Consider the following 16,040-nt stretch of genomic DNA (forward strand, 5'->3'; position numbering starts at 1 on the left):
AAGTCAACGGTTCACCTTCAGGACATTCTTGGACGTCTCCCATTTGAAAGGCTATTCGCAAGCTAACGTTTGCAGAGATGCTGCTTCCTGCGTCACCAAACCAAACGCTACCCGGTTGCAAAAACCTTGGTGCAAGATCATACGGCACAAACCACACGGTGCTGATGAAACTGTCCAAGTTTCGGAGAATTGATTTCCAGAATCAACTTGGGTGCTGTTTGCTCAAGATACAGGAGGAGCCCGGTTTGACCGGGAGTAGGCAATGGGATCTTCGACAACACAAATTCATGCATTGTCGAGACTTTTTTCGGCAGGTGTTTTCGCTGAACTTGCGAATAAGGGCCGTTCACCTTTGTTTGCGCGCCTATTGTCGGAGTCTGAATTGCATAGCGAGATGCCACTTGATGCCAAAGTGGTCGATGTATTCGAAGAGGCGTTCGCAAGACTACGGAACGGAAAAGTTCGAAGCGAATATATCTACAGAGCCGCCATCGTTAACAACATCCTTCTAGGGACACATTCGCTAAACTCAGCGAGCATGCTGACCGAGTTTAGGATCGGCAAAAGCAAAGCAGACTTGGTGATCTTGAACGGCACTGGTACGGCATATGAAATCAAGTCCGAGCGGGACAACATCTCGCGCCTCGCAAAACAGGTCTCCGATTACCGGAAAGTTTTTGCCAGCACTTATGTTATCGCGGGGTCAAACCACGTGGAGTCGGTATCAGATGTTGTACCGAATTCGACCGGGATTCTTCACCTAAGTCGCTGGAACAAGATCAGCACAATTCGGCGGGCCAAAGAAACGTTCGAAGAAATCGACAACTTGCAAGTGCTGGACTCACTTCGATCGAAAGAAGCAGTTCAAATTTTGGCATTGTTAGATCGCAAGATTCCGAGCGTTCCTAACACTCAGCTTCGCTCGGCCCTCAGTGAGGAATTTTCTGTCCTAGATAAAGCCTTACTTCACAGGACAATGGTCAAAGCGCTCAAGCATTCGCGAAGTCTTTTGCCGCTAAAAACTACAGTAAATTCACTACCAGTTTCGCTCAGAGCAGCAGCGCTCACGTTCAAAACGCCCAACCGTCAACACAAGGCCTTGATTGACGCACTGGCTTGCCCCATGGTTGAAGCGCGCGCTTGGAATTAGGCTTATTGATGTATTATCCATATTTTCGGGGCAAGCAGTTCGAGTTGCTTGCCGTCCGTGACACGGCGGAACTTCTCGCTCAAAACGAATTTGTTCCCATCATTGAACCCGTAAAGGCCCAACTGAAAGGTATGGTCCGAGCGCTTGACGCAATATGCGACGCAGGCGGTTCTGCGATTGTTGTGATAAATCCAGAGCATGGGGATTACTCTAGCGACGGCCAAAAAATCACAGAGATGCTCAATGACAACTACTTGGACCGCGAAAATATTTCGGCGGGCATAATTCTTACTGAGAATACAACAACTGCTGAAGCCATGACCCTGAACCAGGCTCATGCAGACCACGGGCCAGTTTTCATACATGCCGGTTTCATGGAGGCAAGGGAATTGAGCGCCTCCCTTGGCCAAGAATTGAGTGCGTCAACGCATGTATTCTTTGAGCAACAATGCAAGAAATTGTATCGAAAGCACTTCGATGGTTCAAAGCGGATACTTCTACGCGACGGATTTGTTAAGCGGCGAAACGCTGACTACAAACCCGTGGAGTCGTTCTCCGATTTACACGTGACATTCCCGGACGAAGGGATGGATGGGTTTGGAGATTTTCTTACAGTCGGGGATGATTATAGCGAGTCAGGTGGTCCTGCATACGCAGTTGCAATCCACTTGACGTTCATCGATCAAGAACGAGACGAAGAAATGTTCGTGTATCATTTCGTTTCCGTTCGAAAAGATACACCTGCCGATCCAGCAGGTAAATTCGCAGAAGCATTGACCAAACTAAGGGAAAAGTACGAGTCGGGCACCTCCCAGCTTTTTCTTGGTACTGCGCTGCAACAATACCTAGATTTGGACGAGAAGGGCCATTTCCCCGGCCTAGGACAAGCCAAGAAGTTGTCGATGATTCATCACATCGAAACGCTGGCGGACTACCTCTCTTGATTGAGCAGATTTAGAATGAATTGTTGCCCTTTTTGCTTTGATGATCGCGGCCTAGCGACAAACATTTTCCCGACCGTCACGAGTGGGGTCGGACAGTGCGCCTATTGCCAACGTGAAGATGTTCCGTTGGTGGAGCCAAAACTCCTTCGAGACTACTTCGAGTTTCTTATTTCGACGTATGAAGAAGTTGAAACGGGTGGTAAGACCATTTGCGAATGGCTGAGGGATGACTGGCTGCTTTTTGATGACGAAAAATTGGACCTGAATGCCATAAAGGTGTTGCTTGCGGACATTCTAGACGACGGTCAGATTGTAAGACGGAAATTTAAACAGTCCGATTCTTACGCAATCGAACCTGTAGCCGACTGGGAGACAATTAAGGACGAACTTAGATACCGGAACAGGTATTTTTTGGATCAAGAGTTTGAAGTTGATCGTCTCAGTGAGTTGTTGACGCACCTAATCTCTGACGAATTGCCAACCACTTGGTACCGCGCGCGAATGATGTCTTCGGACAAACTATTTGACATAAATGAAATGGGTGCGCCACCTAAGGGCATTGCTTCACACGGGCGAGCCAATCCACCCGGAATTCCGTATCTTTACCTCGCTTCGTCTCCCGACACTGGCATTTCGGAAATCAGACCACACACAGGTGAGCATGCTTGTGTGGCACAGTTCGAAATTCCTGCCGACACTAAAGTCGTTGATTTGCGCAATCCAAAAAAACTCGTTTCTCCGTTCCTTATGCAAGGGACAAGTGACATTGTGAGACTGCGAACAGATGTGCCCTTTTTGGAAAAGCTGGGTGAAGAACTTACTCGGCCTGTACTACCTAAAAGTGCCCAAGTGGACTACGTGCCCAGCCAATTTTTGTGCGAGTTTATCAAGAAGCAAGGCTTTTCTGGCGTCCTTTACAGTAGCTCAGTTAGCAATGGTATGAACCTAGCATTATTTGATGCAGATATTGCGAAAGGCAAAAACGTTCACGAATACACTATTGACCGAGTTTCAGTTGACGTGAGTGTCCACTAGTCGGTCAGACATGCGACCATTGCACATAAATTGCACATGACTCTACGCAAATATCTGTAATTATTGCGATCTATCACCAGTCCATCATAGGCGCAACGGAAAGGCGCGCGGCCTTAGAAACTAGCGGTTTTGTCAGCAATTGAGCAATCTCCGTGGTTCCTATGAGGCAACCGTTTACGACTTATTTAACTGGGTTTTGCGTTATTCTGCGTTTTTGGCATACCGCGAGGCATACCATCTTGGCGTTTGGCATACCGCTGCTCTATAGCCTCAGTATGCCAAACGAAAAAGGCAAATAATGGACACCATCATTGAGCGCAAGAGCGCCACGGGAACTAAGTACAAAGCGCAGGTAATTCAGAAAAAGGGAGGAAAAATCGTCTTCTCCAAGTCAAAAACATTCAACCGAAAGGCTTCGGCAAATGATTGGAGCAATCGTATCGAAAAAGAGTTTGACGAGGGACATGTCATGCAAAGCAAGAACGACACAACGGTCGCTTCCTTAGAAATGCAAGTGTCTTCTAAGCAGCGCGAAGCCGGAAAAACAAAGTCTCAGGTGCTTAAGGCCATTAATTCATTTGCCATCGCAGAGTATGAAGCGACTTCTTTTTACGTCAGTTGATCTCGTTGAGTTTGTGACTCAAGTATCTGAAGGCATGCATGGCCCGCAAGCTAGATCCCCTGTCACCTGCTACCTCCAGCTGTCTGAGTTATCTATCGGGTTGTCTTAGTTTGGCTGAACCAGTTTTCAACACTCCTTTTGACCAATCAATAATTCAAACGGCACGCCGGTCTTCGACCATTCAGGGCCTCATTGGAAAGTCTCGAAAACGGACGCCCATCTATCACTAAATTTGATGCATTGATGTCCTACTTTGCAGAACGCTTCGCCAGAGTTTAGCCGTGCAATCCCGATGGAAAAAATCGTGCCTTTCGTAATTCTCTCTGGCCGGCGGCAAGCGGAAATTACACGCAATTTAAGAGAAGATTTTTGCCCGACACAGGAAACTATCAAAGTTAGGGACATGAAAGGTCCCGGCGAAAAAGTTGGAAATGACGTCGTTTGCAAGCCGTCCGTCGTCAGGGTTTTTGGAACCAAGAGCGGCCTAAACTAAGAGAGAGTTTGGCTCATCTGGTTGGTTTGACTATGCGGCGCGTTGTCTGTGATGCAATCGGTTCGCTTCGAGTGTCTTTCGTTTGATCCTTTCGCGTTGTTTTAGAATGGCTTTATCGCGCCCAAAGTAGACGTCAGCGGGTGTAACGTTGTTGATGCTCTCGTGGTAGCGCTGGTGATTGTAGTGCTCGACGAAGGCTGTGATCTGAGCTTGGAGATCACCTGGCAGGAAGTAATTTTCCAGCAGGATGCGGTTCTTCAAAGTCTGATGCCAACGCTCGATCTTGCCCTGCGTTTGCGGATGATATGGCGCGCCGCGAGAGTGCTTCATACCTTTGTCCTGCAACCATTCGGCCAATTCTCCGGACACATAACTGGAGCCGTTATCGCTGAGCAGACGCGGTTTGTGAACGACGTGAACCTGATCACAACCTGATGCCTGCAATGCCAATTCCAGCGTGTCGGTTACATCCTCGGCTCGCATATTTGTGCAGAGCGTCCATGAGACGATGTAGCGGCTGTAATCGTCGAGAACCGTGCTGAGATAGAACCAGCCCCAGCTGTCAGCCGACAGGGTATTGCGAAGCAATGTCCCGAAAGACCCAGTACTTTGATGTAGGTGAAGTCTGTTTGCCAAAGCTGGTTGATCCCAGTCGTCTTGTGCTGGAACTCATCGGCCGCCTTCAGGACAAAGAACGCCGGGCCGGTGATCAAGTCATGCGCTTTAAGCGTGCGGTACACTGTGGATTCTGACACCAAGTAACGTTCCTGATCCGTGAACGTTACGGCCAGCTCACGGGGCGACAGCTCTGTCTCTTTCAAAGCGAAGTCGACAACCTTGCGATTCACCTTGTCAGGCACGCGATTCCAAACGTGTTTTGGCTTGGGAGATTGGTCCTGCAATCCAGCCTCACCGCGCTGCAGATACCGATCATACCACCGATAGAATGCGGTACGAGGAATGCAGATCATCGGTCAGTCTTATGATGACTTGGGTGTTTTCCGGGTTGCTCATGCCTATGAGAAGGTTGCGCCTAAGATGTTCAGTGGTGATCTGATGCCTGATTACCGTAACTCGGCGTAATGAAGCACAAAGTGCGATGGCCAGACTATGTGGCTCATTTAACAGCAGAAATGACACTGATCAGCCTCACCTGAGTGGTCCAGTTTGAATGTTAGTGCATGATCGGTCTGGTTTGCATCGGGACGATGGTTTCCGTGGCCGGTGGGCGATAGTCCAGAGGACTGTGGGGTCGTTTGGTATTGTAGTGTTTCCTCCATTGTTGGATCAAGATTTAGGCTTCACGCAGCGAGTAGTAGACCTCGCCATTAAGCCGTGCGTCGCGGAACCGGGCATTGAAACTTTCGCAATAACCGTTCTCTCAAGGCGATCCTGGCTCGATTTAGGCGGTTTTGGCACAGTCAGATGCGATCCAGTCCCTGAGAGCCTACGCTATAAACGCCGGGCAATTTCCCAGCAATGCGAATGCTCTAACAATCCAGGCCTAAATCCATGGCGCCAGGCGGAGCGTTGCGAAAATCTGCGTCATATGGCTAATGGTAGCGGTGTATGATGAACTGCGTCAGTCGCGGAATAGGAGCACAGTGCCAATGAATGAATTCCTGATCGTGTCAACATCGATCCTCTTGGTTGATGTGACAAATGTGGTGCTATTTGCCGCTATAATCGTTGCCCTGTCAGGACCAAACCCATTGGCAAGAAGCTGCGCCCTAATCCTTGGACATACACTGGCCTATTTTGTAACCGGTCTCCTCGTCATTTACGGTGTGGCAGAGATGATCGCACCTGTTGTCGATTTTCTTATCGACGGCTTTGTAAACCCCGCTCCAATCAACTTTGCCATTGGTTTGGGGCTCGGCATTCTATTGATCACGGTTGCGATAAAAGGTTTCATGGGAAAGACGCCTGAAGGCGAAACCGAAAAACCGCAAAGCTCCGAAAGCGGAGGAGTCATGTCTTCTTTCGTGCTTGGAGCCACGCTCCTGATTGTCGGCATTCCCTTTGCAATTCCTTACTTCGGTTTCATCAACGAACTTTATCGCTTTGAAGTCCCTTCCAAGCCGCTGGCGCTGTTGATTTACAACATTTTTTACGCGCTACCGTTTGTGCTCATGCCTTTAACATTTGCTTTAGCTGGCCCAGGAATTGTTGGCAAACTCAAGTCCATCAATGCTGCCTTAAATCAGACAATGGCATGGCTCGTGCCCACCTTGTTCCTACTGTTAGGTACTGTCGCCGTCGCAGACGCTATGAAATTCTTTTTGACCGGGACCGGTCTAATTTAGACCAACGCACCAGACGCTAAACGCCACTTCGTGCCTTTTGGCGCCTAGTAAGCTCTGACATGCACTTATGCCTATGGCCGAATTCATCCCCCATGTTGCCGCATGTGCCTCAGCAAGTCAGGCGTAATCATATTGTCCTGAGGCAGCCCCCAATCGGACTTGTACGCTTGAACAGCGCGCGCCGTTGCCTGCCCAGCTATGCCGTCTGCGGGTCCAGGATTATATCCGAGCCGTCTCAGCGCAAGCTGAACTTCAACAACAAGGTTTTGGGCTGCGGTTTTCTTCTTGGGTGGCACCGCTCGCCGTGTATCGTAACGGTCAAGCCGCCGATTGAAATAATACCGGTCTCGCTCGCGGTCGATTTCCCGCTGGGCACCGTCAATAGCGCCAATGGTACCACCAATTGCGGCTCCGTCTACGGCCCCCTCTTCGCCGTCAATAATCCCACCGATAATCGCGCCATCAATGGCGCCGTCGATAAAACCTCCCCATATATCCGCGATTGCAGCAGAGGACGGAAATATGCTCAACACGAGAAAGGCTAGGCATCTCATTCCACAACCTCCCCGTCTTTCCAAATTTGGACCACGACAGTTCCGTCCGCACGGTGCACAATAACCGTTCCCTCCGGTCCAGCTTTGGTAAACTTGCCCTGCACGACCGTGCCGTTGGTCGAAGTCAACGTCCCTACGCCCGAAATAGCACCCAATTCAAATTCACCCGCGTAGTGGTCGCCCTCCAAAGTTAGAAAAAACCCTTGCCCGTGTGCAAATCCATTGCGGAACTCACCGGCGTAAAACTCACCGTTGGCCAGCTCAAGGTACCCGTCCCCGTGCCGATCCCCGTCTTCAAACCCGCCGGAATAAGCTTCACCATCGGCTAACACACTCTCTCCAAATCCGTGCGGAATACCGGACTTAAACGTTCCCAAATAACTGGATCCGTCCTCCCCCAGGAACTGACCATGCCCGTTCAACTTCCCGTCCACAAAGCTACCACTCATCAGATCACCATTGGCATACGCAATGCTTCCCTCGCCATCGAGCGCACCGTCCTTAAAGGTTCCAATTAACCGCGTGTAGCCTCCATCTTCAAAGAAGTGCAGTGCGCCCTCGCCTTCAATTATGCCCTGCGCCATCTGACCTTCGTAGCTGCCCATCAGCACGCCACCTTCGACCCATTGCAAGGCACCCTGTCCGGAGGCCAAGCCATCTTTACACGGGCCAACCCATCTCAATAACTCGCCTTCATTTACGGGAGAGTCGAAGACAACCTTGCACCCAGAAATCGGGTCGACAGCAAAGAATTTTTCCGCACTTGCCGGGATGACCGATGGCAGCAGCAAGAGCCCTGCCCCAACGAAGTATCGCAGCTTCATTCGTTTCCTCCTTGCTTGGAAAACCCGCTTTCAAGACTTTACTATTCAGGTGCACCGCCGTTAGGGAAAGATATACGACAGACCAAATTTGATCTGGGTTTCGTTGGCACCAGCTGGTGCTTCAACCAGATGATAGGCGCCCAGACTCACATCGATTGCGCCACCATTGGCCTGTGCCCACGTTTTGCCCACTGTCAGACCCACCGGCACCGTCCACCGAGATCCAGACGCGGCACCCCAGTTATAAGCAATGGAATTGTTGTAACCGAAGTAAGATCCGCCCAAGAAGGACGTGTTGTAAAAAACAATGGGCTGAATCGTAGTCACATCCACATCATTCTCACCCCAAATGTGTCCAAGGATACCGCCGTAGGACAGGTCACCGGCAAATCCGAAGGCAACACCAACCAGTCCAAGGCCATTGCCCAAGCCCTTAAGTGCGGGGTCGGACGCTGTGTCAATCGCAACCTGCGGACCAAAACCATAACTCAGATTGCCGATCTTGGCATTCGGCACCCAAAATGCCTGAAGGATCGAATCCGAAAAACCAGAGATGTCTCCGCCCGCAGATGGAACGCTGTTGTAGTTGAAAACGCCGCGCAGGATAAGGTGCCCTATGTCATCAAAGACAATCGAATGCACCGGTTGAATTTGGTAGTTTGCAGTTTCGTTCCCGCCGTTTCTGTCGAAGGTAAACGTGTTGTCCGTGAAAATTGCAGACACCGGCGCCAATGGGTCTTGGGCCTTTCTCGCGGCCTGGCACGCTTCGTCGCAACTGTCATCCGACCAGGACGCCGTCGCCGAGACGCATAGCAACGCAGTCGCAGTGATTAGTTTTTTCATGTTTGGCTCCTGGGTTTGCACAACAGCTAGGCAGTAAACGGGCTGAAAGCCTCGTTGAACCAAAGTCTTGGTTTCTGCAGGCTCCAGCCTAGGGGCACAATAATGTTCGGGCAATGGTGAGTTGCAGGTCAAAACGCGTATGCGAGAGACAAACGCGCCGATTGCCCCTGTGCTGTGTTTCGGTTCTCAAATTCTTTTCTTAACCGCAGCGCCACCTGGGCACCTCGGAACGCCTCGGGACGCCAAACAGCCTCAAACCCAACGAGGTTGATGCGATACTTTGGTGGATTGCCGCCCGGCGTATTGGATTGGCCCGATACCTGAAAGGACGTCGCTGCCAGCACACCTAGCGCCCATTCCTCGTTGATCTGCTTGCCCGGTGCAAATTCCAAACTCAGCACATCACCAGGCCGGATATTTATAGTTTCTTGCCTTCCAAAGGTCTCGTACCTTGCCTGAAACGTAACGCTAAAAGTCAGGGCGGCCTCTTGTCGCCAAGTGGCGCCAGCGAAGAGCACATGACTCCACAATCCTTTGCCAGTGTTTTGTGCACCACCGCTTTCAAATTTTCAGGTAAGCATCCAAAACGTATAGGAGACCTGTGTGTGCCACTCCCCCATATGCCATCCCAGTGCAAGTGGCGTAACCTCGGTATCGCCAAGCTGATAGCTCGTTTCTGCTCCCGGAGCCGGGCGCAACACTTGGTCGCGGTGGGTCAATACGAGTCCCGCAGAGTAATCCGGACCAAGGATTTGGACGTCTTGAAAAACGTTGCGAAACGTCAGTCAGGCGGCGTGGACCGTTGTCGAAGGCGCGCCAATGTCATTGCCATCTTCATCAACGAACTTGTCGATATTGTAGGCAATATATCCATTTTCCATGAGCCGCGTGCCCTGCGGAGCTATAATAGCTGAAGTCTGGCCCAGCCCGGCACCAAGTCCGTAATTCCCCGCGATGGGCTGAGAAAAGGTAACGGCTGGAGAAAATAGGCTTAGCGCCAGAACGACCAATCTTCGCATCAACGCTCTAGAAAATCCCAGCAATTCGCCTTTCCATTGCCCGCTCTTGAGGCGCCCAAACCCCTAGTTCAACCATCTCAGCCATAGTCACACCGTGGTTCAACCCGCTTTCCAACGCATTGACCGTAGTTATCGCGTTAAAGCCTTTTAAGAAATCCAGCCCCGCTGACGTGGTTACATGAGGTTGTGCCCCACTTACAAAGTGAATGGCTACAACTGCGTCAGCCAATAGCAGCGTATAGGTTTCGCCAGGCGCTAAGTTCGACTGCATATCCGCGTCCATGAGGATCGCTGCATCCTTTATCCATTGCGCCGACCACTGATGATAATTGGATGGCATCAACGGATGGGGTACATAAACGCGTGCCTCCAGCTTTTTGTTACGACGCGCAGTCAGATCCGCATTATAAACTTCTTCAGCTTGAGGCACGCGAGCAAACAGCATCGACCACAAAAGCGGATTGCCACAACTCAGCGCCGGTCCCGCGCTCAGGAAGGCAATGGCCAAAACTGATGCTCTCAGCATGCCTTTTTCCTTAGCCGGTTACTCGGCGGTGTGATCCCAGGTAAGTTCGCCGTCCATCATAGTGTAGAGAACTTTAACTTCTGAAATCATGTCAGGATCCACTTCGTAAAGGTTTTCGTCCAACACGACCAAATCAGCGAGTTTACCAACTTCGAGACTGCCAATTACATTTTCCATCCCGAGCTCAAGAGCCGGATTGATCGTAGTCGCTCGCAAGGCTGTGTCTACACTTACCCCTGCTTCCGCGCCGCCCAAAGGTGCTACATCCTTTCGCCCATCAATTGTACGGGTCACTGCCGTTTCAATGGCGACCAAGGGGCGGTACTCGGAAATCCATCCCGAAACCGGCCAATCCGCACCCAGAACCACGCGACCGCCAGCGTCAGCAATTTTCTTCATCGGGAACATCTCTTGGACTCGCTGTTTGCCCAGCTTGTTATTGGAGACAAGCTGCAAGTTTGGATCGTAGCTCATCCATGCACCGGAACTGTTCCAAAAGACACCAAGCTCTGCGAACCTTGGAATATCATCGGGATGAACCGAGTTGCCATGTGCAACAGAGAAACGGCGGTCGCGCTCCGGATTGGCTTGAATGGCTGCTTCAACCGCATCCAACATTATTCGAACCGCTCCGTCGCCAAAACAGTGACAAATCGCATCGATGCCCAACGCATCCGCCCGCACGACGGCCTCGATGATCACGTCGCGTGGAATGATTGGATCGGGGTCGGTGTCGGGGTTGTCAGCGTATCCATCCACATAGAGTGCGCTGTCGCTATCGTCACCGCCATCAACATTGATTTTGATCTTGAGAGGTTTGGCGTTTTCATAGGTGAACTCGGCCGCGAGCTTCTGAAATTCAGTAACCGGATCGATGTCCCCATCGTTCCAGTAGTAAACACCTCGGATGCGGAAGGGCAGCGAACCATCTTTGACCAAGCCTTCAATGATTTTGAAACCCTCATCCTGGCCAATTCCTTGGAAGCCCAAATCCTGCATCGTAGTAATGCCAGAAGCGGCAAACCTTGGGATCCAGTCCTTCATACCATTGACCATAAGATCAGGAGTCACCTCGACAAGACCGGACAGCATTTGCATTTGAGCGGGAATCTCTACAATCCAACCTGTCGGATTGCCGTCGGCGTCCCGTTCAAAAAATGAGAATCCCGGCACGGTGTCCGGCGTGTCCTTATCCACGCCCGCCATTTCCAATGCCTTGGAGTTCACCCATGCTTTGTGCCCGTCGATTGCCCACAGGTATACAGGGCGTTCGCTCTCGATTTCGTCCAGCATTGCAGCGGTGGGGTTGCCGTCCTTCCAAGGCGTAAATCGCACGCCGTACCCCATCACAATTTCGTCTTCAGTTTCAGACACGTAGGCGCGAAGGCGATCAAATACCTCGTCACTGTCATCGGATTGCAAGTCCACACCGTTCATGATCAGACCGCCCGCAAAAACGTGCATGTGACTTTCCACGAAACCGGGGATCACCATATTGCCGTCGAGGTCGATAACTTCGGTGCCCAAACCAATTACATCTCTCAAGCCATCGGCACCGCCAACATACACAATTTCCCCGTCTTCAATCCCGATCGCCTCCGCGACGGTTCCCGATTCATCCATTGTGTGGATGGCGCCATTTATCAAAGCGAAGTCGGCGGTGGCGTTTTCGCGCCCCGATTGGGCCAGCAGCTGCGTAGCCGAAGCAAGGCCGAATACGCAAGCGCCAGCAAGTGTGTGAAATTGTGTTCTCTGGGGTGTCACGGCCAATACCTTCCTAGTAAACCAAGAAAACCGCGCGCAGACATATTTCTCGGCAGCGGCACTCGATGGGATGCGGGCGGCAGCACTTGCAATACGACAAAAAACGCATAATTTTCAGATACTTAAGAGAGATTACCATGTGAACCTCAGCCCATCAACAAAAAACATCAATTCACTTAATCTCAACGAAAACGAGCCCTCAAACAATAATCCCGCAGCCTATTTTTTGCGTCCTCTGAACAGACGACCGCATCGGCGCTCAGCCCCTTGGATCGACACGCCTCGCAATAAGGCACTGCCGCTGAAACCGTTGCATACTGTAGGCAACGTTTTCAGCTCCAAAATCGTAGCCAAGTTCCTTGTACTACACGCCACTAGGAACTCCGTTATGCGACACTTCGAAATGCTGTCCGAACTCCGAAAGGAATTCCCAGAGACCATAGCTGCCAGCCAATACCTGGTCATATGCGCCGCAGACTTACGCCACAATCGAGCTCAGCCTGCCCTGCCCCACCTGGGTCTCGCGGAGAGAGCACAGGCAGAACTCATAAGACTATTGAAAATCACGATCCGCTGCGCTGCAAAGGAGACAAAAATGCAAGACCATGAGGAGCTTCAGAAGTTCCTGATTGGGATGATTGCAAAAGTCGCTTTGAGCAGCCCTCTATGGAACGATGCCTTTCCCGTGGTGGTCGACGCCATGTACCAGTCCCACGCAGACAACATTTCCGTTGTCGCCCAAAGCCTCAATCACATGTGACGTTCCACTAAGTATGCACCCAAAGATCAGAATTGCGTGTCTGCATATGCACGGGCAGCAATAAAGCGCCTCTCACGTCCGAAAAACACCGAGAATGCGGGCACACAATCATTTAACCTGGACGCGTCGCAGGGCAGTCTTCATCGCCTCTGCCAAATCAGGCCTCATTGGCAAATTTGAAAGCTGCTGTTCGGCACCCAAGCCAGCCCGCGAAAATTGACGCAATGCCAAATGCGCCCGAGAATTTTCTCCTGCCAACGCATGCATGGCCGCAATCAGAAGCCAGTCATTTGCACAATCCCGCGCATCGATATTGCAAATCTTTGTAGAGGCTGCGGCAAACCGCTCGTTCTCGACATCTTCCAAAGCCAATGTGATGTTGGTCCAAACCGGCAGGATCGGATTGCCCTGAAGCGCCTGCTGCACCAATTCCGCGCCCTTTGCAGCATCTCCCAAAATGGCAATCCATCCTCCGGCCAAAGCGATCAGCAGGTTGCCGTTTGGATTTACGGAGATCGCCGCATCGACCAGGCGTTGAAACCTTGCTTGGTCTTGCTGCAACAAGGCATAAACCGCACCGGCAAACAAAGCCTCCTGTCCCTGCGGGGACAAAGCCACCGCCTGCTCGGCATGACCCGCGCCCAGCTTCAAAAGGGTGTCGTGGGACAGCTTGCCAAAAAAGAACTGATCCAAAATCCCGAGAGCAAGCAGCGCATGTGCCAAGCCGCTTTGGGGGCTGGCAAGCACGGCCGCTTCGGCAAGGGCAACAAATTCCTTCAGGCTGCCAAGTCGATTGGTGCGCAAATGGCCGTGAAAGGCGAGCAGAGCGCCATAAACACTTGCGTCGGTAACGTCTCGTCCAGCGTATCCTGCTGCAAGATCGTCGCCCACAACACCATAAGCGTCAGCAATCCTTGTGGCACATTGGCGGGCCACGCCTTCCTGAATTTCAAAAACATCTGTTTCACCCAACACCGTGGTAAAGCGCTCCGACCAAATCAACAGGTCGTCAGGCAATCGCGTTAACTGAACCGTAATACGCATATTGGGACCAGAAACACGCACAGATCCGTTGAGGGTGTAGTCACATTGCACCGCCAGAGATTGGCCATCCTTCTCTCGCCCCTTTGACCAACCGGAATAGACACGGAGATTGTCGAAACGAGACAGTTCCAACGCGATTTCTTCGGGCAGCCCCTGACAAAAAAGAGCGGAAAGGTCGCCGACTTCCCCATCAAAGCCACAAACTCCAATCGATGGCTTCGCGGAGACCGTTTGCCCGTTCGGTTTCAAGCTCGCGCGCTGCACTTTGGAAAACCGAGGGCGGTATTGGCCTTTGGGCACATCGATCCGGATTTCATCTAAACTGCCTGAGGTTAAATAGTAGTGCTCGAGTGCCTTTCGAAGTTTCCCGGCTTCAATCCGAACGACGGGATCATTGTTGGAATCAAAGTCACCTCCGCGGCCAAAAACGTCCATGGCCAAGGCTGCACCGCGCAAATGCTCGCCCCGCCCATCCAATTCTTCTGCGACCAAGTGATTCAGGAAACGTTTCACGCGCGGTCCCGCAGTAAAATCCTCTGAGCCAACAATTTTTGATAGCTGCGCCAAAATTTTCTCAGAAGATATTTCCGACACCCGCGCCCTCCTCGTTAGCGCCCATCTGCGCGCCCGCCGTTTGAAAATGACCGTAGCGGATAAATTGCTGTCAATCGAGACACTACGGCAAATGGCAAACCCCAACGTGACCGAAAAGCAAAACAGAAGTGCGTGCCAATATTGGGCTCCACCGCCGCAGTCTAACACCACCTGTAACCACGCGCCCCCCGCCAACACCCCATTAACACTTGGCGTTACCCGCAAAGCACCGACTTCCAACCGGCTCATGGTTACCGTATGCAACTGTTGCCTACGTCCCGCACCTGACAAAGGTCGCTACATCTTTTTCACGAGCCACAACTTCGTGAAAGGAACATCAAATGGACATTGCAACCGTGACCACCAAACGTATCGTCGCGCTCGCCGCCGCAGTGGTCGTGATCTCAGTTGTTGCCGGGCAAACGAAGGCAGACACTTGGGATGGTGCCTATTTCGGCGTGCAGATTGGGGCGGGTCAAACCGAATTCAAGGAGGAGTCTGCAGCCGGAGTAGCCGGTGTGCAGGTTGGTCGCGACTGGCAAGTCGGAGAATGGGTCATGGGCGTGGGTATCGATTCTTCGGCCTTGAACGGTGGCTCGGCAGGTACAGACTTTAAGTCGCTAAGCCGACTTAAATTGCGCGGCGGCTACGACTTTGGGGGCACGTTGCTCTATGCAACCACTGGCGCCAGCTACGGGGACCACAACCTTCTTGGTCGGGATTGGGGCCACTTCGTCGGGGTTGGTGTAGAACACAAACTCAGTGACAACTGGAGTATCAGCGGTGAGATCGCTCAATACAATTTCAGCAACTTCAATGGTGCCGGAAAAGTCGATCCGACAGTTGCCGCTGTATCTTTGAACTTCCGTTTCTAAAATTGTCCTGCGCAAGCCTATCATATGGAATTTGCGCAGGCTCACCTAATTACACAGGCAGTACCGCCCCTCCTGCAATCAGTGACTCTTTTGGCACTCATCCAACGCCCTGATTGCCAGCGCGGTTCCAGCCAGGTTTAGGACAACTTTGTCACCCTCCGGCCCAACGACCTTCATTGATTTTCGTTTTGCAAAATCAGTCATGAAATCCGGATTGTTGAAAAACGCGAACCCTCCGAAAAAGCCTTCATTTTCAAAAAACTCTGTTGTGCCTTCGAAAGCAACATCGTCAAAAAACAGGGAAATGTCGCGAGATTTGATTTCGTCAATGTCATGCCATTCTTGACTGGCTACAGAAAAGAATGCCCCTAGCCGTTCCGGCAGGTACCCCAATCTGATATCGAGCCCCTCCTCGGAATACTGTTGGATCAGGCACCCGTTGCCGACCGATGCGTCGACAAAAATGTTCCACGCTCCACTTGTCCGCCAGAGGGAAAGCGGTTCTTCTCGCTGCCCTTCAGCCCCGGCCGCCGCAAAAAGCAACCCCAAGACCAATACCGCCATGCCCGTTAGGTGATCCAACTTCAGTTTTCGCATATGCCTCTCAACAACTGGCTATCCAAATGGAGCCCAAATCCAAGCCCCAAACAATCCAAGGTTTCCTCAGCACCCAGATGCGGAAACCCA

15 protein-coding genes and 3 pseudogenes are annotated in these 16,040 nt (G+C 51.6%); 8 read left to right on the plus strand and 10 right to left on the minus strand.

All coding sequences use genetic code 11. The features are described 5' to 3' along the window. The first annotated feature begins 262 nt into the window (after window positions 1-262). The 4 genes from JXR15_RS13145 (at window position 263) to JXR15_RS13160 (ending at window position 3,751) form a co-directional block, all read left to right on the plus strand. The gene (locus JXR15_RS13145) at window positions 263-1,150 is read left to right on the plus strand and encodes a sce7726 family protein (RefSeq protein WP_422053654.1); all 888 of its coding nucleotides are present in this window, start codon (window positions 263-265) and stop codon (window positions 1,148-1,150) included. A gap of 8 nt (window positions 1,151-1,158) precedes the next feature. Further along, complete coding sequence (locus JXR15_RS13150) at window positions 1,159-2,094, plus strand: sce7725 family protein (RefSeq protein ID WP_422053655.1); 936 nt, start codon at window positions 1,159-1,161, stop codon at window positions 2,092-2,094. Window positions 2,095-2,109: 15 nt separating this feature from the next. Further along, the gene (locus tag JXR15_RS13155) at window positions 2,110-3,129 is read left to right on the plus strand and encodes an RES family NAD+ phosphorylase (protein ID WP_422053656.1); all 1,020 of its coding nucleotides are present in this window, start codon (window positions 2,110-2,112) and stop codon (window positions 3,127-3,129) included. Between the two features lie 298 nt (window positions 3,130-3,427). Further along, window positions 3,428-3,751: a hypothetical protein gene (locus JXR15_RS13160; protein WP_422053657.1), complete on the plus strand. Its 324-nt coding sequence runs from the start codon at window positions 3,428-3,430 to the stop codon at window positions 3,749-3,751. A gap of 523 nt (window positions 3,752-4,274) precedes the next feature. Here JXR15_RS13160 and JXR15_RS13165 read toward each other — a convergent pair. Both JXR15_RS13165 and JXR15_RS13170 read right to left on the minus strand, forming a co-directional pair. Next, window positions 4,275-5,206, minus strand: a pseudogene (locus tag JXR15_RS13165) (DDE-type integrase/transposase/recombinase); the annotation flags it as partial. A gap of 212 nt (window positions 5,207-5,418) precedes the next feature. Continuing rightward, window positions 5,419-5,691 (minus strand): annotated as a pseudogene (locus JXR15_RS13170) (integrase core domain-containing protein); the annotation flags it as partial. Window positions 5,692-5,854: 163 nt separating this feature from the next. On the opposite strand from JXR15_RS13170, the gene JXR15_RS13175 reads away from it, so the two are divergent. Next, window positions 5,855-6,550 (plus strand): hypothetical protein, encoded by a 696-nt coding sequence (locus JXR15_RS13175; protein ID WP_422053658.1) that lies wholly within the window; start codon window positions 5,855-5,857, stop codon window positions 6,548-6,550. Window positions 6,551-6,633: 83 nt separating this feature from the next. Here the strand turns inward: JXR15_RS13175 and JXR15_RS13180 are convergent, their stop codons facing one another. Further along, on the minus strand, window positions 6,634-6,789 hold the full coding sequence (locus JXR15_RS13180) for a peptidoglycan-binding domain-containing protein (RefSeq protein WP_422053725.1): 156 nt from the start codon (window positions 6,787-6,789) through the stop codon (window positions 6,634-6,636). Here JXR15_RS13180 and JXR15_RS13185 point away from each other — a divergent pair. Then, window positions 6,718-7,095, plus strand: coding sequence for a hypothetical protein (locus JXR15_RS13185; protein ID WP_422053728.1), 378 nt, complete (start codon window positions 6,718-6,720; stop codon window positions 7,093-7,095). The two genes, JXR15_RS13180 and JXR15_RS13185, sit on opposite strands and share 72 nt — an antisense overlap. Before the next feature lie 5 nt (window positions 7,096-7,100). Here JXR15_RS13185 and JXR15_RS13190 read toward each other — a convergent pair whose 3' ends face one another. From JXR15_RS13190 to JXR15_RS13210, 5 genes and pseudogenes are all read right to left on the minus strand, one after another. Then, a complete protein-coding gene (locus tag JXR15_RS13190) occupies window positions 7,101-7,928 on the minus strand; it encodes an MORN repeat-containing protein (RefSeq protein WP_422053659.1) in 828 nt (275 codons plus the stop codon). A gap of 60 nt (window positions 7,929-7,988) precedes the next feature. Then, complete coding sequence (locus JXR15_RS13195; RefSeq protein ID WP_422053660.1) at window positions 7,989-8,771, minus strand: hypothetical protein; 783 nt, start codon at window positions 8,769-8,771, stop codon at window positions 7,989-7,991. 128 nt (window positions 8,772-8,899) lie between these two features. Further along, window positions 8,900-9,322 (minus strand): annotated as a pseudogene (locus JXR15_RS13200) (transporter); the annotation flags it as partial. 475 nt (window positions 9,323-9,797) lie between these two features. Continuing rightward, window positions 9,798-10,316, minus strand: coding sequence for a hypothetical protein (locus tag JXR15_RS13205; protein ID WP_422053661.1), 519 nt, complete (start codon window positions 10,314-10,316; stop codon window positions 9,798-9,800). An 18-nt stretch (window positions 10,317-10,334) separates the two neighbouring features. Next, the gene (locus JXR15_RS13210) at window positions 10,335-11,939 is read right to left on the minus strand and encodes an amidohydrolase (RefSeq protein WP_422053662.1); all 1,605 of its coding nucleotides are present in this window, start codon (window positions 11,937-11,939) and stop codon (window positions 10,335-10,337) included. A 736-nt stretch (window positions 11,940-12,675) separates the two neighbouring features. Here JXR15_RS13210 and JXR15_RS13215 point away from each other — a divergent pair. Then, a complete protein-coding gene (locus JXR15_RS13215) occupies window positions 12,676-12,840 on the plus strand; it encodes a hypothetical protein (protein WP_422053663.1) in 165 nt (54 codons plus the stop codon). Between the two features lie 108 nt (window positions 12,841-12,948). Here JXR15_RS13215 and JXR15_RS13220 read toward each other — a convergent pair whose 3' ends face one another. Then, window positions 12,949-14,397 (minus strand): hypothetical protein, encoded by a 1,449-nt coding sequence (locus JXR15_RS13220; protein WP_422053664.1) that lies wholly within the window; start codon window positions 14,395-14,397, stop codon window positions 12,949-12,951. A 422-nt stretch (window positions 14,398-14,819) separates the two neighbouring features. Between JXR15_RS13220 and JXR15_RS13225 the strand changes: the two genes are divergently transcribed. Then, on the plus strand, window positions 14,820-15,353 hold the full coding sequence (locus JXR15_RS13225; RefSeq protein ID WP_422053665.1) for an outer membrane protein: 534 nt from the start codon (window positions 14,820-14,822) through the stop codon (window positions 15,351-15,353). 78 nt (window positions 15,354-15,431) lie between these two features. Here the strand turns inward: JXR15_RS13225 and JXR15_RS13230 are convergent, their stop codons facing one another. After that, window positions 15,432-15,950, minus strand: coding sequence for a hypothetical protein (locus tag JXR15_RS13230; protein WP_422053666.1), 519 nt, complete (start codon window positions 15,948-15,950; stop codon window positions 15,432-15,434). Between the last annotated feature and the right edge of the window lie 90 nt (window positions 15,951-16,040).

Source organism: Shimia sp. (assembly GCF_049116215.1).
Taxonomy (GTDB): domain Bacteria; phylum Pseudomonadota; class Alphaproteobacteria; order Rhodobacterales; family Rhodobacteraceae; genus Shimia.